The 21,431-nt window shown below is 59.3% G+C and carries 14 protein-coding genes and 1 tRNA gene; 5 read left to right on the forward strand and 10 right to left on the reverse strand.

Annotated elements, in window-relative coordinates; genetic code table 11:
- Positions 1-86 precede the first annotated feature (86 nt).
- The 6 genes from NW834_RS07760 to NW834_RS07785 form a co-directional block, all read right to left on the reverse strand.
- Complete coding sequence (locus tag NW834_RS07760; RefSeq protein ID WP_414419384.1) at positions 87-1,250, reverse strand: pyridoxal-phosphate-dependent aminotransferase family protein; 1,164 nt, start codon at positions 1,248-1,250, stop codon at positions 87-89.
- A gap of 34 nt (positions 1,251-1,284) precedes the next feature.
- A tRNA-Cys gene (locus NW834_RS07765) sits at positions 1,285-1,356 on the reverse strand.
- Between the two features lie 82 nt (positions 1,357-1,438).
- Entirely contained in the window at positions 1,439-2,635 is a 1,197-nt protein-coding gene (locus NW834_RS07770) for a CO2 hydration protein (protein ID WP_414419385.1), read from the reverse strand.
- 90 nt (positions 2,636-2,725) lie between these two features.
- Complete coding sequence (locus tag NW834_RS07775; RefSeq protein ID WP_414419386.1) at positions 2,726-4,249, reverse strand: NADH-quinone oxidoreductase subunit M; 1,524 nt, start codon at positions 4,247-4,249, stop codon at positions 2,726-2,728.
- A 12-nt stretch (positions 4,250-4,261) separates the two neighbouring features.
- Positions 4,262-6,109 (reverse strand): NAD(P)H-quinone oxidoreductase subunit F, encoded by a 1,848-nt coding sequence (locus tag NW834_RS07780; RefSeq protein ID WP_414419387.1) that lies wholly within the window; start codon positions 6,107-6,109, stop codon positions 4,262-4,264.
- A gap of 75 nt (positions 6,110-6,184) precedes the next feature.
- Positions 6,185-7,435, reverse strand: a complete 1,251-nt coding sequence (locus tag NW834_RS07785; protein ID WP_414419388.1) for a lipid-A-disaccharide synthase-related protein — start codon at positions 7,433-7,435, stop codon at positions 6,185-6,187.
- Positions 7,436-7,503: 68 nt separating this feature from the next.
- Between NW834_RS07785 and NW834_RS07790 the strand changes: the two genes are divergently transcribed.
- The 3 genes from NW834_RS07790 to NW834_RS07800 all read left to right on the forward strand — a co-directional run bounded on the left by NW834_RS07790 (position 7,504) and on the right by NW834_RS07800 (position 10,738).
- On the forward strand, positions 7,504-7,839 hold the full coding sequence (locus NW834_RS07790; protein WP_011433411.1) for a hypothetical protein: 336 nt from the start codon (positions 7,504-7,506) through the stop codon (positions 7,837-7,839).
- Between the two features lie 109 nt (positions 7,840-7,948).
- Complete coding sequence (locus NW834_RS07795; protein WP_414344717.1) at positions 7,949-8,995, forward strand: thiamine phosphate synthase; 1,047 nt, start codon at positions 7,949-7,951, stop codon at positions 8,993-8,995.
- Positions 8,996-9,214: 219 nt separating this feature from the next.
- The gene (locus NW834_RS07800) at positions 9,215-10,738 is read left to right on the forward strand and encodes an AAA family ATPase (protein ID WP_414419394.1); all 1,524 of its coding nucleotides are present in this window, start codon (positions 9,215-9,217) and stop codon (positions 10,736-10,738) included.
- A gap of 103 nt (positions 10,739-10,841) precedes the next feature.
- Here the strand turns inward: NW834_RS07800 and NW834_RS07805 are convergent, their stop codons facing one another.
- From NW834_RS07805 to NW834_RS07820, 4 genes are all read right to left on the reverse strand, one after another.
- Positions 10,842-11,699: a J domain-containing protein gene (locus NW834_RS07805; RefSeq protein ID WP_414419389.1), complete on the reverse strand. Its 858-nt coding sequence runs from the start codon at positions 11,697-11,699 to the stop codon at positions 10,842-10,844.
- A 202-nt stretch (positions 11,700-11,901) separates the two neighbouring features.
- Positions 11,902-13,434 carry a leucyl aminopeptidase gene (locus tag NW834_RS07810; RefSeq protein WP_414419390.1) on the reverse strand — a complete coding sequence of 511 codons (1,533 nt, stop codon included), beginning with the start codon at positions 13,432-13,434 and terminating at the stop codon, positions 11,902-11,904.
- 81 nt (positions 13,435-13,515) lie between these two features.
- The gene (locus NW834_RS07815; protein ID WP_414419391.1) at positions 13,516-14,841 is read right to left on the reverse strand and encodes an FIST N-terminal domain-containing protein; all 1,326 of its coding nucleotides are present in this window, start codon (positions 14,839-14,841) and stop codon (positions 13,516-13,518) included.
- 92 nt (positions 14,842-14,933) lie between these two features.
- On the reverse strand, positions 14,934-16,643 hold the full coding sequence (locus NW834_RS07820) for a LysM peptidoglycan-binding domain-containing protein (protein WP_414416551.1): 1,710 nt from the start codon (positions 16,641-16,643) through the stop codon (positions 14,934-14,936).
- A gap of 340 nt (positions 16,644-16,983) precedes the next feature.
- On the opposite strand from NW834_RS07820, the gene cysS reads away from it, so the two are divergent.
- Both cysS and NW834_RS07830 read left to right on the forward strand, forming a co-directional pair.
- Positions 16,984-18,567, forward strand: coding sequence for a cysteine--tRNA ligase (gene cysS / locus NW834_RS07825; RefSeq protein WP_414419392.1), 1,584 nt, complete (start codon positions 16,984-16,986; stop codon positions 18,565-18,567).
- Between the two features lie 152 nt (positions 18,568-18,719).
- The gene (locus NW834_RS07830) at positions 18,720-21,377 is read left to right on the forward strand and encodes a TIGR03960 family B12-binding radical SAM protein (protein WP_414419393.1); all 2,658 of its coding nucleotides are present in this window, start codon (positions 18,720-18,722) and stop codon (positions 21,375-21,377) included.
- Positions 21,378-21,431: the final 54 nt, after the last annotated feature.

A 21,431-nucleotide genomic window follows, 5' to 3' on the forward strand; every position in this document is an offset into this window, starting at 1 on the left:
TTGTACTTCATCAAAGCGCATTCCCCCCGGCAGTGACCCTACGGGTACAGTGCGGGGCTCCTGCGATTTCTAGCTGAGCTGGGGGCTCAGAAGCCGTGGGCCAATACTTCCTCGGCGGCGCGAGTTCCCGCCCCTGGGGTGAAGTCGCTGTAGCCCACGGTGTGTAAAGCTGACTCCAGAGCAGCCAAGGTCATCAGCACATCGCGGTCGCTGATAAAGCCCAAATGGCCAATGCGGAAGATTTTGCCCTTGAGGTGGTCTTGTCCAGCGGCAAGGGCGATGTCGAAGTGTTTCTTCAAGGTGCTGCGGATGGTGTCAGCGTTGATCCCTTCGGGAGCGAGTACAGCTGTTACCGAAGGACTGGCCGCTGACTCTGGATCAACCAAGAGCTTTAGCCCCAGAGCCTTGACGCCAGCACGGGTGGCCTGGGCCAGCTTGGCATGACGCCGGTAGATGGCTTCCAACCCTTCTGCGCGCATCATGCGCAGGGTAACCTGCAGGGCGTAAAACAGGTTCACCGCCGGTGTAAAGGGAGTGGTGCCTTGGCGCAGGGCCTTTTGCGCCAGCTTAAAGCTCCAGTAGTACTTGGGAAACCTAGAGCGCTCCGTAGCGGCCATGGCCCGCGGGCTGACGGCCACAAATCCCAGCCCTGGTGGGATCATATAGCCCTTCTGGGATCCCGAGGCCACCACATCCAAGCCCCATTCGTCCATCAGCACCGGCATTGCCCCCACGCTGGTGACCCCATCCACCAGGACGAGGGCTTCCCCATGCTCGCGAGCAGCAGCAGCAATGGCTTGCACATCGTTGGCTACGCCGCTGGAAGTCTCCGAGTGGGTGAGGATAACGGCTTTGATGGTTTTTTCCCGGTCGGCAGCCAGCTTTTCTTGGAAGATCTCGACGGGGTAAGGGATCCCCCAGGGGGTTTCCACCCGCTCACACTGAAGGCCAAACTGCTCGGACATTTCCGCCCAGCGCTCCCCAAACTTGCCGTTCACCCCCACCAAAACCCGATCCCCAGGGCTGAGGGTGTTGAGGATCCCGGCTTCCATGGCACCAGTGCCACTGGCGGAAAAGACAAACACATCGGAGGTGGTTTGGTGCAGCCAGCGCAACCCATCGGTGACCTCTTCCAAAATGGCGGTGAACTCTTTGCTGCGGTGCTCGATGGGCCCCCGTGCCATCGCCAGCAGCGCACTCTCGGGAACGGGAGTGGGGCCGGGGATCATCAATATCAGCTTGTCTTTCATGCTTGCCCTGCTTGGGATGCAAGTAAGGTTTAAAAGGTGGCGGCCAGATTCGAACTGGCGCATAGAGGTTTTGCAGACCTCTGCCTTACCACTTGGCTACGCCACCCCATTGCTCAACTGGGCGCAGACATTGTATCCGAAAAGGGGATCCCCCTTCCAGTAACCAAAAGTAGCAGTTCCCAGCTCAGCTAGGCCTCAACCCTTTCTTCCTGCACCTTTAACAGACGGGATCCCAGCAGGCGCTGCAGCCAAGGAGCCAGAAACTTGCGGTTGGCCAACTGCTGCTGGGGATCCTGAGTTTCCAGAGGGAAGGGGGCAAGAGCCCGCAGGGCGGCAGTGGTAACACAGAACATGGCCTTTTGGAAGCTAAGGCAGATTTTCACCCGCAGGTCATCATCCCCGCGAGGCTGGCGGCGGTAGTGCTCTCGCAAGTAGGGGGGCAGGTGGCGCATCATATCCTGCATCAACAGGGTAGGCGGGATCCCGGCGCTCCCCACCGGCAGTGGGTCGGCATACAGGGCCCCATAGGCAAAATCCGCCTGCTCTTGCGGAATCTGACCGGCCTGGGCGTTGTAGGAAACCGTACCCATGAAGGGAAAAGAGCGGAAAAACACCGCCTCCACATAAGGGATGGCCGTATCCGGCAGGAAGGTCAGGCCTGCTGAGAGAGGAATGATCTCATAGCGCCGGCCCCAGATGCAGGGAGCATAGGCGATGGGTTTGTCGGCGGCGGCCACCAGCCCTTGCTGAATGTGGGCCACTACCTCGGGGATGGTGAGGTGGGGTTCTGTCTCAGAGCGCTTGGACAGAGACAGGAAAATATCGCTCATCACCCGCCAAAACTGGCCCAAGCCGCTGTACATGGCCAGCATGCGCACCTGTTCCAGAGCAAAGTCGGGAAACAGGATCCCCAAGCCCTGCAAGAAGGGGTTAAAGCGGATTTTGGCTCGGATGGCGGCCTTGGCCCGTTGGACAAATTCGGGAGTATCCAGGTAGCGGTCTAGCCCCCCTCCCCCATGCCAGAGCATAGCCTTCATGCAGTATTCGGCAAACTCGTAGTTGATGCGGTCATGCCACAGGTAGCGCAGCCATTTGCCCAGGGTAATCTCGCCGTTGAAATACTTAAACGCCGGGAAGAGCTCCAAAAATTGGTGGTCGGCAATGAAGATCAAGTTGCGAGAATAGGCGTCCAGAACCTCTCCGTAGCTGTGCAGGATCCCGATCACCTCCAGGCGATGGATCTGCGCATCCGGCAAGAGGGCTCCCCCTGCCTCCAGACGCTGCAAAATCGGGCTGATGCGCACCTGATCCAGAGGATCCAGGCCCGCCAGGAAAAAATGGGAGACCGGAAGAGAAGATCCATCACGCGGCAAGGTGAACGTCATGGGCGGAGTCAGCTAGATCTACAGCTTCGATCAACAGTTTGAGGCATTTGAGACAACAGCAAAAACAGCAGCGGCAAAGTCGAAGGCGCCTTAAGAGGAGTCACAGGCCATGAAACAGGTCAACTTTCCAACCACACCTTCGGTGGCAGGCGCGCTGAGAGCCACAGATTTCGCCAGATCAGCCGTTGTGGGCTCGATCCACTGTGTCGCCCAGGCTGGTTGTAGGCCCAGCACCACCACCAGTGTTGCCAAGACAGCAGCCGGCAGCCGTTCCCTCACCTGTTGTCGCGACATAGCCGTGGCCACTTCCGATAGCCGACCAAAAAAGGCGCGGTTCACCATCAGTAGGAAATAAGCTGCCGTTAACCCTGTCCCCATCATGCACAACAAGGTCTGTAGCGGAAACGCGGGGAAGCTGCCCCGAAAGATGGCGAACTCGGCGATAAAGCCCACCATGCCGGGTGTACCGCCGCTGGCCATCACCCCCAGCACCATTAAGCTACCAATCAACGGCAAGCCCCGCTCTGGGTTGAGCAACCCTTGCAACAACCTCAGATCCCGTGTGCCGGTGTTGGTGTAGACGGCTCCCACCAGTAGAAACAGTAGCGCCGAGATCAGGCCGTGGCTGACCATCTGGAAGACGGATCCCACCAGGGATAGAGGGGTTGCCGCTGCCGTTGCCAAGAGAATGTAGCCCATGTGGGCAATGGAGCTGTAGGCCACCAGCTTTTTCATGTCCTGCTGCACCAAGGCGTTCAGGGATCCATAGAGCACGTTAACCACCGCCCAACCGGCCAGCCAAGGCCCGGCTTGATCCCAGGCATCCGGCAAGAGCTGCAGGCCAAAGCGCACCAGGCCGTAGGTGCCCAACTTCAAAAGCAAACCCGCCAGCAACACGGAAATGGGTGTGGAAGCCTCCACATGGGCATCCGGCAACCAGGTGTGGAAGGGCACCAAGGGGATCTTGATGGCCAGGCCCAGCAGAATGGGAATGAGCAACAGGGTTTGTTGCACCAGGGGCAAGGGGTGAGCCTGCAGGACGGTATAGGTAAAGCTGTGGGCATCGCTCAGCCAACTGAGGCCGAAAAAGCCTACCAACAGCAGGATCCCTGACAGAGCTGTGTAAATCAAGAACTTGGTGGCTGCATAGGTGCGGCGCGGCCCTCCCCAGATGGCGATGAGCAAATACAGGGGGATCAGCTCCACTTCATAGAACAGGAAAAACAGCAGCAAATTCTGAGCCAAAAAAGCTCCGGCCACCGCTGCCGCCAGCATGAGCACCAAGCTGTAGTAGAGGCGGGGCCGCTCCACCTGGCCGCTGGCCCAAATAGCCATCAACACCAGTAGCCCGGTCATCACCACCAAAGGCAGAGAGATCCCATCCACTCCCACCTCATAAACCAAGCCCAACTGGGGGATCCAGGCCATCTTTTCCGCCAATTGCAGGGATCCAAGGTGGGGGTCAAAGATCAGCAACAGCCCCGCGCTCAGGCCAAACAAAACCCACCCAAACCCCAAGGCCAAAGCCCGGTGCAAGCCCTTCCCCGCCTGCTCGGGAATCAACCCAATCAAGATGCTCCCCAACAACGGGATCCCAATCAAAAGGCTCAACATGGCTCTCTCCCATCAATAGGCCAACCCCAAATGGGGCGAACGCAGTAGCCAAGCTGTAACCAACACCATCCCGATGACAATCACCAGCACATAGAGTTGCATCCGCCCCGACAGGGTGTACTTGAGGGCTTCGCCGCTGAAGAAAAAGGCCAGGCTCACCCCGTTCACCAAGCCGTCCACTCCGTTGCGATCCAGCCACTCCAATCCGCGGGAGAGGGCGCTGACCGGTTGCACCACCAGGGCTTGGTAGAGGTGCCCCGTGTAAAAGTCGTGGGCCAGCAGATCCTGCAACTCCGGCCAGGGCAGATATACCCTCCGTTGGTCCCCCCAGTACAGCCAGCCGCCAATGGCTGCCCCCACCAGCCCAGCAGCCGTCAGCAGAGCCGCCATCCACCTCAGCTCCGGGCTCCAGTCGGGATAGAGCCCCCAGCGCCCCAACAGCCAGGGCATGAGCAAGGTTTGCACCGTCAGGATGCCCATGGGCAGAGCCATCAACCAGCCCACCTCAGGGGCCCGGCGGGTTTTGGGTTGCGGGGATCCCAAAAAGACCAGGCCAAACACCCGCGCCAGGTTGAGAGCCGTCAGCCCATTCACCAGCAGCAGCACCCCCACCAGGGCCGGCTGCACCCCGCTGTAGACCAGCGCCAGGCGGGTCAGCGTCCAAAAGCACCCTAGGGGCAGCAGAGCCACCATCCCCAGGGATCCCACGGCAAAGGCGGCAACTGTGGCCGGCATGCGGCTGCGCAGGCCCCCCAGCTCTGTCAAATCTTGGGTAGAGGTGGTGTAGATGAGGGATCCCACCCCCATAAACAGCAGCGCCTTAGCCAAGCCGTGCATCAGCAGCAACTCCAGGGCCAGCTCCGGCTGCTGCATTCCCACTGCCACAAACACCAACCCCAAGTAGGCACTCGTGGAGTAGGAGAAGGTGCGTTTGATATCGATTTGCGCCAAGGCCACCAGGGATCCGCCCAGGGCTGTGATCGTGCCGATGGCCACCAAGACCCCATTCGTAATCGGCGACAGGGCCAGTAGCGGTTGCAGCTTAATCAGCACAAAAGCCCCGCAGGCCACCACTGCCGAATTGCGCAAAATCGAAGCCGGGTTGGGCGCTTCCATCGCCTCATCCAGCCACAGGTGCAGCGGAAACTGGGCGCATTTCCCCAAAGGCCCTGCAATCAAAGCCAACCCCATCAAAGCCGCCCAAGCCGGATCCAAGCTGGCCGTAGCCGCCCAGTCCCGCAGGTCGGAAAACGTCAAGGCCCCAGAAAAGTTGGAAATTGCCACCACCCCCATCAGCAGCAGCAGATCTCCTACCCGCTTGGTTAAAAACGCATCCCGCGCCGCCGTCACCACCAGAGGCTGGGCGTACCAAAAGCCCACCAGCAAATAGGTGGAAAGGGTGAGCATCTCCAGCAGGGCATAGCTGAAAAACAGCGAGTCGCTGAGGGCGATCCCTGTCATTCCCCCCTCGAAAAAGCCCATCAGGGCGGCAAAGCGACCCAGGCCCCAGTCCTTATCCAAATACCCCAGCGCATAGATCTGGGCCAGCAGGCTCAAACCGCTGATCCAGACGACGGCCCCCATTGTCAGAGGCGAGATCTCCAAAGACAGAGTCAAATCCAAATCGGCCACCCGAAACCAGAGGTAGTTCAAGATCTGGGGATCCCGACCCCAAACCTGCCGCAACAGCCAAAGGCCATGAGCAAAGGCGGCAAAAGTCAGAAGGATGTTGAGGTAAGCTGCCGGGCGCGGGCCACTGCCCTTGACCCACCCCGTTGCCCAGGGAATGGCCAAAGCTGTTCCCGCCCACCCATAGCAAGGGATCCACCAACTGCTCTCCAACCCCAAAAGGTTTGACATCATTAAATGCTAAATAAAACGGAAAACTGGATCCAACGGAAATCAGTCAGGCTTTTGAATCGCTCGTTCTCTATTTCACGATATACCTGGCTCGAACGGTTCCAAAGTCGGGCCGGCTGGCCGGAGCCAGTCTCGAAGTTGAGCGGCAATGCGCCGGGCGGCCCCTGGGGATCCCATGCGGCGGCGTCCATGGGCCCGCAACTCAGCCGCGTAGTTGGGATCGGCGGCCAGGCGTTCCAGAATCCGGCCAACCACGGCGGGAGCCTGCTCCACTGAGGTCAGGTGGACGGCGGATCCCAAAAGACGGGTCTGCGCTTCAGCAAAGCGCGGGGTAAACTGGGGCCCTTCTCCCGGCAGGGTTACCACCGGTTTTCCCAAGCCTACACATTGCTCGGTAGCCGTTCCCGCCATGGCCAGCACCACCGTTGCTCGTTGGGCACAGGCCCCGAAGTCCCCCCAAACCAGAAGCACATCGCTGCGCTGAGATGGGATCCGAGCCTGAAGCGGGTCTCGCTCCAGGTTGGGGCTGAGGGCAGCATAGACTTGCAGCTCCGTTGGGAGCCGCTCCACCACCTGCATCATCAGGGCCCAGTTGCGATAGGCTTCCGGCGGACGGGATCCGGGCAAGAGCAGCAAGGCCGGCCGGTGGGGATCCAAAGGCAATGTCCCGCGTGGCTCTAGGCCATCCATCATCGGGTTGCCCAGGTAAAAGGCCCTTAGGCCCCGTTTTTGCAAAGCTGTAGCCGTCAGCTCATCCCGCAAAAAAGAACCCAGGCAGCGTCGGTGGGCCATCAGCCAGCGCTCCCAGGGCAGGTAATCGGAAATCGGCTGCCCAAAAGGGATCCAGGGGCGTCGGTAGGGCCCCCGTTCATCTCGCCAGTAATAGTCCGACTTGGCCGTGCCCACAAAGACGTAGGGGATCCCGCTCCACCACGCCATCAGCAAGGGCACAATATCCCCCACGGCCAGCACCAGGTTCCTCTGGGCTGCCGCCCGCCGAACCAACGCCAATTGCCGCCCCGTCAGCCCCAGCAAACCGGCCCGCAAATCCCGCCACAACTGCCGCCAATCCTGATAAATAAACCCCCCCGACGGCATCACCTGGGCAATGGGCAGCAGGGGGATCCCTTGGCGTTGGTAGGCTGTCCCTTCTCCCACAATCGGCAAGGCTTGCACCGGGATCCCCAGTTGGACTAGGGCAACAGCAAGGCGACTGCCCACCTCATCTTCCCCGTGTCCATTGCTCAGACACAGCACCTGCGGTGGATTCGTTGGATTCCATTGGGTTTCCACAGCTTGCCGTAGGCGCAATCTGGGCTGAATCAAGAGGGATCCCCCAGCTCACCAGAAATCTCCTCATAGAATAGAGCCAATCCAAGAGGGGAACCCGGGAGATGATCCGAAATGAGCGACAACGAGCCGAGCTTATTGCAGCGGTAGAAGCCCTTCAGCTGGAAGGCCCCTACTTTATAGAAGAGCGCCTCGCCCGCCATCGCGGCCCTTTCTTGCGGGCAGTGAAAGATGTGCCTGTAGGGGGAACTTGGTGGGAGATCCGCTACTTTCCCGCCTGCGAGCGCTATGCTTGGGCCTACTTGCCGGAAGGGGCCGGCCCACGGGCCTTCGCCTGGGGACACACGCCGCAGCAAGCCTTTCTTAACGCCTTATGGCATCACCCTCTTTCTCCTCAGGGCCAAGGACAGCCTCAGGGAAACCATTCCGATTTACAGTGAATTGACTACTCTCCACCATACTGACTTGCTTCCGGCTAAGGGTAGGACGGGGCTTTAGGCGCATTTTTTTGGTAAAAATTAAGCAACTCTCTTCCCACGTATAGGGAACATGAAACCCCAGGCCGTCGCCCGTATTCTGGATGCCAACCTCGATCGAGCTCGTGAAGGACTACGGGTATTGGAAGAATGGTTTCGTTTCGGCCTGGAAGAGGGAGAGCTCTCTGCCGAATGCAAGGCCATGCGCCAAGCCCTAGCCCGCTGGCACAGCGATCCCCTGCGTTTGGCCCGCGATACCCCCGCCGATCCAGGCACCCAGATCTCCCACCCCCAAGAGGAGCAACGGCGGGATCTCCGCCACCTCTTGCAAGCCAATTGCAGCCGTGTGCAAGAAGCCCTGCGGGTGTTAGAAGAATACGGCAAGTTGGCCGAATCCCACCACTGGGTGGCCCCTGGCCTGGCCAAGCTGGCCAAAGACATGCGCTATCGGCTCTACGTCTTGGAAAGTGAACTGCTGGGCGGATCCCTGCGGCAGCGTCTCCTGGCAGCCCATCTTTATTTGGTGACCAGCCCTGTGCCCCACTGGCTAGAGGTGGTGGAAAAATCCCTGCGGGGCGGGGTGACCCTGGTGCAATATCGCCGCAAAAACCTTCCCGACGGCGAGATGCTTCGGGATCTCAAGCAGTTGCGGCAACTGTGCAACCGCTACCAGGCGCTGATGATCGTCAACGACCGGGTGGACTTGGCTCTGGTCAGCCAGGCAGATGGGGTTCACCTGGGCCAGACGGATCTGCCGGTCGCCCAAGCTCGGCACCTCCTGGGATCCCAGCGGCTCATTGGCCTGTCCACCACCAACGCCGAAGAGCTGGCCCAAGCCCTGAACAGCGACGTGGACTACATTGGCGTCGGCCCCGTTTACCCCACCCCCACCAAAGCGGAGAAACCCCCTGCCGGCCTGGAGTACGTGCGCCTGGCTGCCGAGAAAGCCCACCTGCCCTGGTTTGCCATCGGCGGCATCGATCCCCACAACCTGCCCGAGGTGCGTCGAGCTGGGGCCACCCGTGTAGCTGTGGTGCGGGCTTTGATGGAAGCTGCCGATCCCACCCAGACAGCCCGCACCATGCTGGCCGAACTGCAAGGGATCCCTGCCCTATCCTAAAGATCAACCGTGAAGCTCAACCGTGAGCATTTTGCTGCTTATTGGCTGTTCCAATCCAAATGGTTTCTGAACAAGTGAGAGGAAGATGAAGTAAGGATGTTCTAAACTCCAGAGGCGATGACAGAAGCCGCAAGAAAAACAAATCCAGACAGCAGGGATCCTGCCCTGGTCGAGATCCCGGCGGAGCTGCAAGCAGGGCTGGTGACAGAGCTGGATTTGATGATCCGGGCCCGCTACCCCCTGGTTTACTTGGTCTCTCCAGAAGAAGAGCCTGCCGATGCCGTGCTAACCCAAGTAGCCAGACGGACAGACCCACCGCGGCAATTGTTGTTCTGGGACTTGGTGCGGGGCTGGCAAGATACAGGCGAGGATCGGGGCTCCATCATGGCGGCACTGGGGCGGGTGTGGCGCTCTGCCCCCAACGAGGACACCCTGTTTGTGCTGCGGGATCTGCACTTTGTGTTGCGCAACGCCAGCAGCGACAAAAACGCTCCCATCATCCGGGAGCTGAAAAACCTCAGCCGCGAGCTCAAGCGCACCCGCAAGATGCTGATCCTGCTCAGCCACACCCTGGAAGTGCCCAGCGACCTGGCAGAGGAGGTCACCGTCGTCGATATTCCCTTGCCCAATAGCGAAGAGATCAGCCGCCTCATCCAGCTCTACGTGGCCCCAGATAAACTCAAGCTCACCCCTCTGGCCCGCGAGCAACTGGTCAAAGCTTGTCAGGGACTGAGCCGAGAACGTATCCGCCGCGTTTTGGCCCGCGCTTTGGCCGCCAAGCAGGAGGTCAATGAAGCCGATATCGACCTGGTGCTAGAGGAGAAAAAGCAGGCCATCCGCCAAACCGGCATCCTGGAGTTTTTCACCGCCCGCGAGACCCTCAAAAGTGTGGGGGGCCTGGATAACCTCAAGGCCTGGGTGCGAGTGCGGCAAGAAGCCTTTACCGAAGAGGCGCGGCGCTATGGCCTGCCCAACCCCAAAGGCGTGCTGCTGGTCGGGATCCAGGGCACCGGCAAATCCCTCTCCGCCAAGACCATCGCCAATGAGTGGCGGCTGCCCCTGCTGAGATTGGATGCCGGGCGGCTGTTTGCCGGCATCGTCGGCGAGTCGGAAAGCCGGGTGCGGCAGATGATCCAACTGGCGGAGGCGATGGCCCCCTGCGTGCTTTGGATCGACGAGATCGACAAAGCCTTTGGCAACATCACCAGCAGTGCCGATGGAGATTCTGGTACCAGCCGCCGGGTGTTTGGCAGCCTGATTACCTGGATGCAGGAGAAGACCAGCCCCGTTTTCATTGTGGCCACTGCCAACAACGTGCCGCTGCTGCCGCCGGAGCTGTTGCGCAAGGGCCGCTTTGACGAGATTTTCTTCTTGAACCTGCCCACCCAGGCTGAGCGCAAAGAGATCTTCCGGGTGCATTTGCAGCGGTTGCGCCCCAGCCGCCTGCGGGAGTTCGACCTGGAAGCTTTGGCAGCCGCAGCTCAGGATTTCAGCGGGGCCGAGATCGAGCAAGCCATTGTAGATGCCATGTACAACGCCTTTGGGGGCAGTGGCAGCGGCGCCCGGCGGGACTTTACCCAAGAGGATATCCTGCAGGCCATCCGCGAAACCGTGCCTTTGGCCTCGATTGCCCGCGACCAAATCGAGAGTCTTAAGTGCTGGGCTGCTCAGGCGGGCGCGAGAACGGCCTCTCAAGATGCCCAGGTGCTGCAGGAGATGAAGCAGTGTTTTGCCTCTTCTTGAGATTCAGAATGGGTGAAATCCACCTCCCAGCCCAAATAAAGCAGCTAGTATGCCAATACCTACAGCAACTCCAGCCGCTATCTTCAAGTTTTCTTCTAGGCTTTTAGCATCTGCCTTTTCCTTCATTGCAGTTAGCAAAAATAGCTGATCCTCCCCACTCAGCCCACTTATAAAATGGGGATATAGATTCGATAGGGACAGCTTTAAAATGATCGATCCTACTTCTACAGTGAAGCTCAAGCTGGGAAAGCTTCGAGTTCCTATCTTTCTCTATCTGGGCTATTACTGATTTTGCCTCTTCCTGTAGCTTCTTAGCGCTCTCAACTTGCGACTTGCTATATCCTTTATCAAAAGTGGCCATAAAAAGACTAATAACCGAGATTAGAAAGAGCACAAGCCCGATTGAGCTACTTAAGGCACCAATGAACAAGCTCAGGACTAAAAGCGAGAGGGCACCCAGTATAGTGTCACTTTTGGTGGCAAAGGTATGATCAACTTTAGCTTCCTCTTGTTTTATTCCGATAGAGATCAAGTTTCTCCTTAACTCAGACTTAACTTGCTCTACTCTTTGGTTATAGTTGGCCTCGATGTTTTTCTTACGACGTTCTATCTCTTCTGCAGCTTCCTTTATCTTGTCGAAGTCAAAGGGCCAAGGTTTGCCATCTTGTGTGCTGTAACCGCGTTCTGCTTTTAAGTCTTGGTCATACTCGCTCCCTTTTGTGGGCGAAGTCTGGGAAAGCCTTTGGGAGTCATAGGCTTTTCGCTTCGCAGGATCGCTCAGGACCGAGTATGCTTCCTGAATAGACTTAAACTTTTCCTCAATGTACTGCCGCCCCTTAACAGGTGTATCTGGGTGAAGTTTATCGGGATGGTATTCTTTGGCAAGCCGCCTGTAGCTCTCTTTAATTTCTTCTAGAGTTGCATTGGGCTGTAATTCCAGCTCGCGGTAAAGGTCTTTCATGGGAGGATCCCGAGCAGGGGGCCTTGTGCCAGCTACTTTGATGCGGGGATCCTATTCCCTGAGGGGAAGCCTTGCAAAGTGCTACTCAATACCTAGACTCTTTTTTAAGCCTATTTTAGGGATCGGACAGCTCCAGCCAAGCAGCCCTTGGCTCCTCCCTCAGTAGATGCTTTTTCAAGGCCCAACGTCCAGAAAGGCGGGGTTATGAGCAAGCTGCTGCGGCTTGCCGCGCCAAGACCCACTCCACCAGGGTGCGCACCCCATAACCGGTGGCCCCTTTGTTGTTGTAGCCTGCATCCTTCTCTGTCCAAACGGGGCCTGCTATATCCAGGTGGGCCCAAGGGGTTTTCTCCACAAACTGCTTCAGGAACAGGGCAGCGGTGATGGATCCCCCTGAGCGGGGACCGGTGTTTTTCATGTCGGCCACAATGGAGCTGAGACCCTCGAAGTAGCCTTCCTCCAGCGGCAGGCGCCAGATTTTTTCGCCGGAAAGATTGGCAGCCTGCTGTAGCTCCTGGGCCAGCGTCTCATCTGGGGTGAACAAGCCGGCAATTTCTTCCCCCAGAGCAATCACACAAGCACCGGTCAGGGTAGCCAGATCGAGGATGGCATCAACGCCCAGCCTTTCCGCAAACACCAGGGCATCTGCCAAGGTGAGGCGGCCTTCTGCATCGGTGTTGTTGACCTCAATGGTCTTCTGGTTAGAAGCGGTGAGGATATCCCCTGGGTGGATGGCATGGCCGCTGATCATGTTTTCCGTGGCAGCGACGATGAAGTGCAGCTCCACTTGCGGCTTGAGGGCGGCTAGGGCCCGTGCAGCTCCCAAAACTGCCGCTGCTCCCCCCATGTCGGTTTTCATCATGGCGATGCTGCGGGAGTCGGTTTTGATGTTCAGCCCACCGGAATCAAAGGTCAGCCCCTTGCCCACCAGGGCCAATTTGGTGACGGGATCCCCTTGTGGCGGCTTGTAGGTGAGGTGAATGAACTGGGGCGGCAGGTCAGAGGCTTTGGCCACACCCAAAAAAGCCCCCATCCCCAGAGCCTCGCATTCTTCCTGTCCCAAAATCTCCACCTCTAGACCATATTCCTGGGCCAGTTGGCGGGCGGTATCGGCCAGGGCAAGAGGAGTAACAATGTTGGCGGGGGCAGCCACCAATTCCCGAGCCAAGATGGTTCCTGCGGCCATCTCAATGGCCCGCCGCAGCGCGGCCTCGTAGTCAGAACGGGCCTGGGCCAGCCCCGGCACCAAAAGGGTTACTTCCTGCACAGAAAAGCTGTTTTCCTCTTCCCCTTTGGCTGAGGATTTGAACCGATTGTCCCGGTGCGCCACCAGTAGGCAGGCTTCGGCCACCGCCTGAACCACGCGCACCCGATCCAACCCCGTCTCCGGCAAAGACAGCATCACCTGCTTGGCTTTTAGGCTGTGAGCCTGGCGCAGGCCGTTGGCTGTGGCCCGTCGTAGGGCTTCTAGCGTTAGGGCGGCGGGATCCCCCAACCCCACCAACACCAGTTTGCGGATCTCTCCTGTCAGGCGCAGGGCAACACTGCTATTCGGCTTCCCCTGAAACCCCTGCTCCTGAACGGTTTCCGCCACCAGCCCTGACCACGCCTTTTCATCCCAAGAGGCGATCTCAGGGGGCAGAGGAAAGCGGCCATTCCCGCCGGAAGCGGCAAAGCAATAGACCAGGGCACATTCCCCTTGAGTGAGTGGCGGCTCGCTAAGATGAAGCTGCATGAGAAACCCTTGACCAAGCTGTTGACAGCAGATCCTCAGTCTATCTAATTTTGCCGGCTCTTAGGGCAAGGGATCCCCCCTCTAGTGGGCGGGCCGGAAGATCCCGAAGCAGGAAGTGTAGCCGTGTAAAAAGGTGGATCCCCCAACGGGGCCGATCTCACCATTGCAAAAGAACCCCCCCAAGGGCAGCTCTCCAAGCAATTCCCGAAACCGTTGCGAGTCAAAATCGGGAGTGCCGTACAGGCCCTTGCCTCGCCCCAAACAGGAGAACATCAACGCCCCACAAGGCTCCGGCCTCGGTTGAGAGGGGCTTTGCCTCAAGTTGCGCTCGGCACAATAGCGGCTGAGGGCCCAACGCAGATCTTCTGCCGAAGTCTGGGCATCCCGCAGATGAAATTGCACCGTCTGGCCAGGGCGCACCTGATCCCCGATGGCCAGCGCCCCCACGCGCGGATCAACGCCCAAGATTACGCGAATGAGGAAATCTCCCGGCGTCGGCTCCGACTTGAACTCATCCATCAGCAGGCCGATGAAGAGAGAGTGGCGGGCCAATCGCTGATCCACGGGACTGAGCCGCTCTGCCAAGTCCTGCAAAACCGCTAGAGGAGGGCGACCCTCCAAGCCAAGAATCACATTCCCCTCTGCTTCCGTCACCCGCAAGGGATCCCCAATGGGGCGACACCCCTGGGCCACCACTGCATCCAGCACCACATTGCCGTAGAGCGCTAGCCCCACTGTGCCCTCTCGATACAGCTCCCGCCGAGGTGTGAGGGTACGCGCATCCAGCAAAAACAGAGCATTGCCCCGAGGGCCGCGGCCCCCACTGGCCAATCCCCCCACTTTGACGGATCCCGGATAGGCGAAATCCAACCCCTGCAGCAACTCTGAGATGCCAGAGGAAAATCCATCGGCCAAGAGCAGAAAATGAGGCTTGCTCTGCGGCGAAACCCCAACACAATCGATCCAGGCAGAAGGAGCCGCATCCAAGTCCGGCAATTGGTTCCCCCGCAGATGAAAAGGATGCAGCACCACCTCCGGCATGACCGCCAAAGACAAGGAGAGAGCCGGGCCATCCTCAATTTCATGCCCGCCACCCACAATGCCACCCCCGGAGCAGCCGATCAAAACGTCCACCTCCAGCAGCTCCGACAGCAACGGCAACACCCGGATGTATTCGCTGGCAAAGGCCGCCGACACAAACAAAACCCCCAAGTTGGGCCGCAGAGGCTGAGAGGGGACATACCCCGTCAGCAGCCCCGGCAACCCACCGGATCCCACCGTCTGCACCTGCCGACTCAAGGCACTTTTCAGCTGGGCCGCCTGAAGCTTGGCCTTGGCTTCCTCCACCACCTGCCGCAGAGCCGCTTCTAGGGAAGGGAGCTGGGAGAGCGCGTTCACCCACTGCATCGGCGTGTTCCTACGGTCTGGAGTTTGCTGTTTTTAGGCTAGCAATTTATGGCCAGGCTGGCTGTTCTGTGTAGTCTCGCTTTGGGACAGGATCAGGGCAGATAGGGCCGGGGATCCACAGGCGCGCCCCCGCCGGGGCGGACTTCAAAGTGCAGATGCGGCCCTGTGCTCCAGCCAGTGCTGCCGCGGCTCATGATTGTCTGCCCCTGCTGCACGTACTGGCCTGTGGAAACGTAAATCTGATGGCCGTGGGCATAGCGAGTAACAATTCCGTTGGGATGGCGGATATCCACCCGATTGCCGTAGCCATCCCCGCCATTCCCCGCAAAGATCACCACTCCCTCCTGAACGGCTACAATGGGGGATCCCACGGGGCCAGGAATATCTACCCCTGCATGAAGGCGACCGCGACGGTAGCCAAAGCCAGAGGTGATTTGCCCGGAGACCGGCCAGACAAACCCACTGCTGCGGGCCTGAGGAGGAGCTGGAGGAGGCGCTGGCGGCGCTGGCCGAGCTTGTGGCTGGCTCTGAGCTCGTCGGGCAGGAGCAGGGGTGGGCTGCGTACCCGGCGCCGGAATCGTAAGGCGTTGGCCAATGCGCAGCCAGTGGGGATTGCGCAAGTTGTTGGCTTGAATAATGGATCGCTGAGTTACCCCATAGCGGGCGGCGATCCGTTCGATGGTGTCACCGGCTCCAACCGTGTGGGTCAGGGATCCACCGGCCAAGAGGGCTTGCCGTTCTTGTTCCATCTGCTGGGCCCGGCGTTGCTGCTCGGCCTGTAATCGGGCTTGGGCTTCGGCTTGGCGTTGGGCTTCCTCCTCTTGCTGGCGGCGCTCTTCCTCTTCGCGAGCTTTCTGGGCAGCGATCATCTCCTTCTGACGCTGGATCAACTCGCCCACATCGCCGGGGATGAGCAGGCGTTGGCCAATGCGCAGATATTCCGGGCGATCCAGAGGAGTCGCTTCGATAATCCGCTGCTGGGGAACTCGGTAGCGGTTGGCAATGTCCTCCAGTGTGTCTCCCTGCTTGACGGTGTAGATCAATCCCGGCTGGCTGGGGATGAGGAGAACTTGCCCCGGCTTCAGCTCAGTACTGGCCTGAATACCATTGGAGACGGTGATGGCAGCCGCGTCGAGCTGATACATCTGGGTCAGTTGCCAGAGGGTTTCCCCCGGCTGAATTTCATGCTCCAGAATGCCTCTGGGCCCTTCTCCTGTCGGGATTCGCCCTTCTGCGAAGGCTTGGCGCAGCTGCTCCTTTTTCCGCTCGTAGTTTTGCTGCAGAGCGCCAGATAGCGTATGCACAGAGGGTGGGATCGGCTCTACCGCCGGAGACAGGGGGCGATTCAACTGTCGCTGCTGTAGGGTAGCGACTCCGGCCAAGCCCAGCATCAGCAAAAGACCAGTGGCCCAAGCCGGATATCCCCGACGCGCAGGAGCAGAATCCCCCGGCTCTGGATGGGCTGTCTCAGGCTCGGTTGGGCACCTGGGGGTGGCCGGCAGCTGCTCTTCCCCAGCTTCTGCGCAGGGATCCGCCTCCAGCTTCAGAAGCCATACCAGGCCCGTTAAGCTGAGAGAGAGGGCCAAACCAACCCATCTTGGCTTCGACCGCCCAGAGAGAGGGGCTGGAGCCCACTCCAGAAGATAGGCTTCCTCGGCAGATGAATCCGCAGAAGTCCAGGACTGTTCTGAAGGGATCCCTGCCGAGCCCTTTGGGGGTGGGGGGGAAAGGGTGCTCACGGCAGCACCGCGGAAATCCAGCTCCCCGTTTTGGGGATTGGGGAAAGTGGGTTTTAAAGGCATCCTCACACCAACAGGCTGACACTAGAGTGCAAGAGAAGAAGATGTCAAAATGAGGGGCACAAGCCCCTTGGCACCGAGCACCCCTGGGGTGACTCAAGCCGGAGTGGAGTTCGCTAATGAACAGGCTGACTCGCACTCAGGTTAGAGTACCGTAGTTAACAAATCTAGACAAGTCTTGGCAGGTAATTTCAGCCACAATGCTTGCCTCACAATGGTTCCAGCCCTTGGCTCGTTGAGATTTTGTCGAGCCTCATCCGATTCAAGACAAAGTGCGCCATCGTCTTTTTTTGGAAGACAAAGCCTGTTTTGCTGTAGCTGAAACTACAAACTAGGGATACCCATGGATTTGGTTGTCTATAACACATTGACTCGCCGCAAGGAAGTGTTTCAGCCGCTGGCAGCAGGTGGATCTCAATCCGTTTCCGTCGGCAATTCCCAGGGATCTGCAGCTCCAGTTGCGGAGGAGAAGCCCCTGGTGCGGATGTATGTCTGTGGTGTAACGGTTTACGACCTCTGCCACCTCGGCCATGCGCGTACCTACGTGGTTTGGGACATGGTGCGTCGCTACTTGGAGTGGCGCGGCTACCGAGTGAAGTATGTGCAGAATTTTACCGATGTGGACGACAAGATCCTCAAGCGGGCGTTGGAACGTGGCGAATCCATGCAAGCGGTGGCGGAGCGCTTCATCGCCGAATATTTCCAGGACATGGATCGCCTGAACATCAAGCGGGCCGATCTCTACCCGAGGGCAACGCAATCGCTGCAAGCCATGTTCCAGTTGATCCAATCTTTGGAGCTCAAAGGCTTTGCCTACCGGGTACGGGATCCGATTCGACACCAGACCGACCCGTCTTCCCTCCTGCAAGCGGGACACCAGCCAGAGACCCCCGCCTCTGTTCAGTACTCTGTTTACTACTCTGTCCGCAAGTTCCCGGATTACGGCCAGCTATCCGGTCGAAAACTGGAGGAGATGGAGGCGGGAGCCAGTGGCCGGGTAGGAGAAGAAGGAGCTGAGAAACAGGATCCCTTCGACTTTGCCCTTTGGAAAGCGGCCCCCCCTTCTGAGCCGGGGTTTGCCTCCCCTTGGGGTTGGGGGCGACCGGGCTGGCACATCGAATGTTCCGCCATGGTGCGGGAGACCCTGGGAGATCACATCGACATTCACGCCGGCGGGGCAGATTTGATTTTCCCCCACCACGAAAATGAGCTGGCCCAATCGGAGCCAATCACCGGCAAGCCGATGGCCAAGTACTGGATGCACAACGGTTTTCTCAACATCAACGGCGAGAAAATGTCCAAATCTTTGGGCAACTTCACCACCCTGCGACAGGCCCTCGCCGTCTATCACCCCATGGCCTTGCGGCTGTTTCTGTTGCAGACCCACTACCGTAGCCCCATAGATCTCACCGAGGCAGCCATGCAGGCGGCTAGCCGTGGCTGGGAAACCCTCCAGAAAGGGATCCACTGTGCCCAGCACTTCTGCAAAGAAGAAAAGGGATCCCCTGATGCTGAGGCCATGCAAGCCTTTCAAGCTGCTATGGACAATGATTTTGGCACCCCTGAAGCGCTGGCTATCGCCTTTGAATTGGCCAAAGAACTCACCCGCGAACACAACCTGTTCACCCATCAAGGCCAAACCCATCTGGAGCCCCAGGCCCTCAAACAAAAAAGCGCTGCCTTGCTGGAGATTTTGGCTACTTTGGGATTCTGTTGGCCCTCATTCTCTGAATTCGAGGGATCCAAAGAAGCAGCTACAAATGGGGAACTTAACTTTAAAAAAATCGAGGAGCTGATCGCGCAGCGCTCGGCAGCCCGCAAGGCCAAAAACTTTGCCGAAGCCGATCGCATTCGGGATCAGTTGAAAGCCTTCGGCATCACCCTCATCGATCAAAAAGATGGCACCACCCGTTGGCTGCGAGAATAGGGGTTGAGGAGCATTCCTCGGGCTCATTCAAAATGGATGTGGCTGTAACCTAGGGGCTCAGAGGGGCAAAGTGCTTCTCCCTTCGTTTGGGTTGCTGGAAAAGTTCGGCTAGAGTCAGATCAGTGACTGTGTCAACGTCTCGGCGGATCCCCATGCTCTCTCTGGCTGCAACTGAACCGCATCTGAGTCCCATCGATCTGGATTGCCTGCTCACCCCTGAGATTCAGCGGCCAGCCCGCTACTTGGGCAAAGAGTTTGGCGCCGTCCACCGTCCTTGGGATTCGGCACGGGTGCGTTGGGTGCTGAGCTATCCAGAGTTGTACGAGGTGGGAGCTTCCAACCTAGGCCACCTCATCCTCTACAACATCCTCAACGCCCAGCCGGATCAACTGTGTGACCGCACCTACTTGCCAGGCCCGGATCTGGCGGCCCGCCTGCGGCAGTTGGGGATCCCCCTCTTTGCCGTGGAATCCCGCCGTCCTCTGCGCGCTTTCCATATCATTGGCTTCAGCCTGGCTTACGAGCTGGGGGGCACCAACATCCTGGAGATGCTGGACCTAGCCGGGATCCCGCTCAAGTGGTGGGAACGGCAACCCTTCACCCCGGAAGAGTGCCCTCTGATCTTTGCCGGTGGGCCAACCGCCACCTCCAACCCGGAGCCCTTTGCCGACTTTTTCGATTTCTTCGTCTTCGGAGATGGGGAAGAGGTGCTGCCGGAAATTGGCCAAGTGCTGGCCGGATCCCTGTCCAAGCCCCGCCGAGAGGTCTTGCTGGAGCTGGCCCAGGTGCCGGGGGTGTACGTGCCCCAGTTTTACGAGGGGATCCCGCCTCGACCCATTGTGCCTGGGGTGCCGGAGCGCGTCCGCCGTCGGGTGGCCCTGCCTCAACCCCAATACTCCGTCGGCCTGGTGCCTTTGGTGGAAACCGTCCACGACCGCCTGGTGATGGAAGTGCGGCGGGGCTGCACACGGGGCTGCCGATTTTGCCAGCCGGGAATGCTTACCCGCCCAGCGCGGGATGTGGATCCGGAAGCAGTGGTGGAGGCTGTGGTGCAGGGCTTGCGGAGAACAGGTTACAACGAATTTTCCCTCTCTTCTCTCAGTTGCTCCGACTACCTTTCCCTGCCGGCGGTGGGAGCGGAGCTGCACAACCGTCTGCTCGGGGAGCACGTCGCCCTTTCCCTGCCCAGCCAGCGGGTGGATCGCTTTGATGAGCAAATTGCCGCCATCATGAAGGGATCCCGCCGCTCCGGCCTCACCTTTGCCCCCGAAGCTGGCACGCAACGGCTGCGGGACATCATCAACAAGGGCCTCACCGATGCCGACTTGATTCGCGGCATTCGCACCGCCGTCCAAGAGGGCTGGGACAAAATTAAGCTCTATTTCATGATTGGCCTGCCCGGCGAGACCGACGCCGATGTCCTGGGGATCGCCCGCACCGTCGAGATGCTGCAGCGAGAATGTGCAGCCCTGGGTCGCAAGCGGGTGGAGTTTACCCTCACCCTCTCCAACTTCACTCCCAAGCCCCACACCCCCTTCCAGTGGCACCGGGTGGACTACGCCGACGTGCAGCGCAAGCAAACCCTGCTGCAGAAAGAGCTGCGGCGGCTGCGGGGAGTCAAGGCCCACTTCACCGATATCCGCTTCAGCATCCTGGAAGACTTCATCGGCAAAGGGGATCGCTCCCTGGGACAGATGATCGAGCGGGCCTGGCGGGCTGGGGCCGGCATGGACGCCTGGTGGGAAAACATCGACGCCGCCTACGCTGCCTGGGTGAGGGCCTACTGCGGCGAAGAGGTGGATCCTGCCGCCGATCCGGTCGCCCTCTGCGCCCATCTCCCCATCCGCGAACTGGGCCTGGAGGATCCCTTGCCCTGGGATCACATCGATACCGGCATCGACAAAAAATGGCTGCAAAAAGACTACCGCCGCGCCCTGGAAGCCCTCACCGTGGAAGACTGCTCCTTCGAGGGCTGCTCCGCCTGCGGCATCTGCGGCCCCGGCTTCGGCCACAACATCGTCATTCCCCCTCCGCCCGTCCCGCCCCTGCAGAGCAAACCCACCCCCACCCCGGATCCCCTGGAGCCGGAGCCACCTGCCCAGCGTTTCCGCATCACCTACGGCAAAACCGGGGATCTGCGCTGGCTGGGCCACCTGGATCTCATGCGCCTGTGGGAACGGGCCTGTCGGCGAGCGGGGTTACCTCTGGCCTTCAGCGGCGGCTACCACCCCATGCCCCGCCTGGCCAACGCCAACGCTCTGCCCATCGGCCAGGAAGGCTATGGCGAAATCCTGGATCTGGAGCTGCTGGATCGGCCTGAAGGTCCTCTGACGCCTGAGAAACTGCGCGCCCTTCTGAGCGAACAGCTGCCCCCGGAGATCCCCATCCAAGCCGTCCAAGAAATTAGCCTTCGGGATCCCTCTGCCACCGCAGCCGTTTACGCCGCCGAATATCAGCTTACGGTGAGCTGCGAGTTGCCCAAAGCCATTTGCGTCAGCGGGATGGAGTCCTCTTGGCCTGCCTGGGTTACCCAGATTCTGGATGCGCAGGAAATCTGGATTGAAAAAACCTCCAAGTCTGGCAAGTCCTCTCCCTTCAATGCCCGCGCCCTGCTTTACTACCTAGAGTTTCAGGGCCTGACCCCCGAGGGCAGCGCTTGCCTCCTTTACCGGGGCAGTTGCCGCAACGACGGTGCCTACCTGCGGCCCACCCATCTGGTTCAAATGGCCGAGTCATTGGGGTTGCCCCACTGGACACTACAGACGGCAAAGCGGCTGCGCCTGTTGTGGGAGCATGACTCTAGTCAATAATAAGCTCAACTATACTGAAAATAATGTATAATATGTTCAGTACGGATTACTACC

This window comes from Synechococcus sp. R60.1, assembly GCF_047461835.1.
In the GTDB taxonomy this organism is placed as follows: Bacteria; Cyanobacteriota; Cyanobacteriia; order Thermostichales; family Thermostichaceae; genus Thermostichus.

What these genes read in the sequence shown, in the direction of transcription:
- NW834_RS07790 (WP_011433411.1), top strand. Translation starts at nt 7,504, where the DNA reads ATGATCCGAAATGAGCGACAACGAGCCGAGCTTATTGCAGCGGTAGAA.
- NW834_RS07810 (WP_414419390.1), bottom strand. Translation starts at nt 13,434, where the DNA reads ATGCAGCTTCATCTTAGCGAGCCGCCACTCACTCAAGGGGAATGTGCC.
- NW834_RS07830 (WP_414419393.1), top strand. Translation starts at nt 18,720, where the DNA reads ATGCTCTCTCTGGCTGCAACTGAACCGCATCTGAGTCCCATCGATCTG.
- NW834_RS07770 (WP_414419385.1), bottom strand. Translation starts at nt 2,635, where the DNA reads ATGACGTTCACCTTGCCGCGTGATGGATCTTCTCTTCCGGTCTCCCAT.
- NW834_RS07760 (WP_414419384.1), bottom strand. Translation starts at nt 1,250, where the DNA reads ATGAAAGACAAGCTGATATTGATGATCCCCGGCCCCACTCCCGTTCCC.
- NW834_RS07775 (WP_414419386.1), bottom strand. Translation starts at nt 4,249, where the DNA reads ATGTTGAGCCTTTTGATTGGGATCCCGTTGTTGGGGAGCATCTTGATT.
- NW834_RS07800 (WP_414419394.1), top strand. Translation starts at nt 9,215, where the DNA reads ATGATCCGGGCCCGCTACCCCCTGGTTTACTTGGTCTCTCCAGAAGAA.
- cysS (WP_414419392.1), top strand. Translation starts at nt 16,984, where the DNA reads ATGGATTTGGTTGTCTATAACACATTGACTCGCCGCAAGGAAGTGTTT.
- NW834_RS07815 (WP_414419391.1), bottom strand. Translation starts at nt 14,841, where the DNA reads ATGCAGTGGGTGAACGCGCTCTCCCAGCTCCCTTCCCTAGAAGCGGCT.
- NW834_RS07780 (WP_414419387.1), bottom strand. Translation starts at nt 6,109, where the DNA reads ATGTCAAACCTTTTGGGGTTGGAGAGCAGTTGGTGGATCCCTTGCTAT.
- NW834_RS07795 (WP_414344717.1), top strand. Translation starts at nt 7,949, where the DNA reads ATGAAACCCCAGGCCGTCGCCCGTATTCTGGATGCCAACCTCGATCGA.
- NW834_RS07805 (WP_414419389.1), bottom strand. Translation starts at nt 11,699, where the DNA reads ATGAAAGACCTTTACCGCGAGCTGGAATTACAGCCCAATGCAACTCTA.
- NW834_RS07820 (WP_414416551.1), bottom strand. Translation starts at nt 16,643, where the DNA reads ATGCCTTTAAAACCCACTTTCCCCAATCCCCAAAACGGGGAGCTGGAT.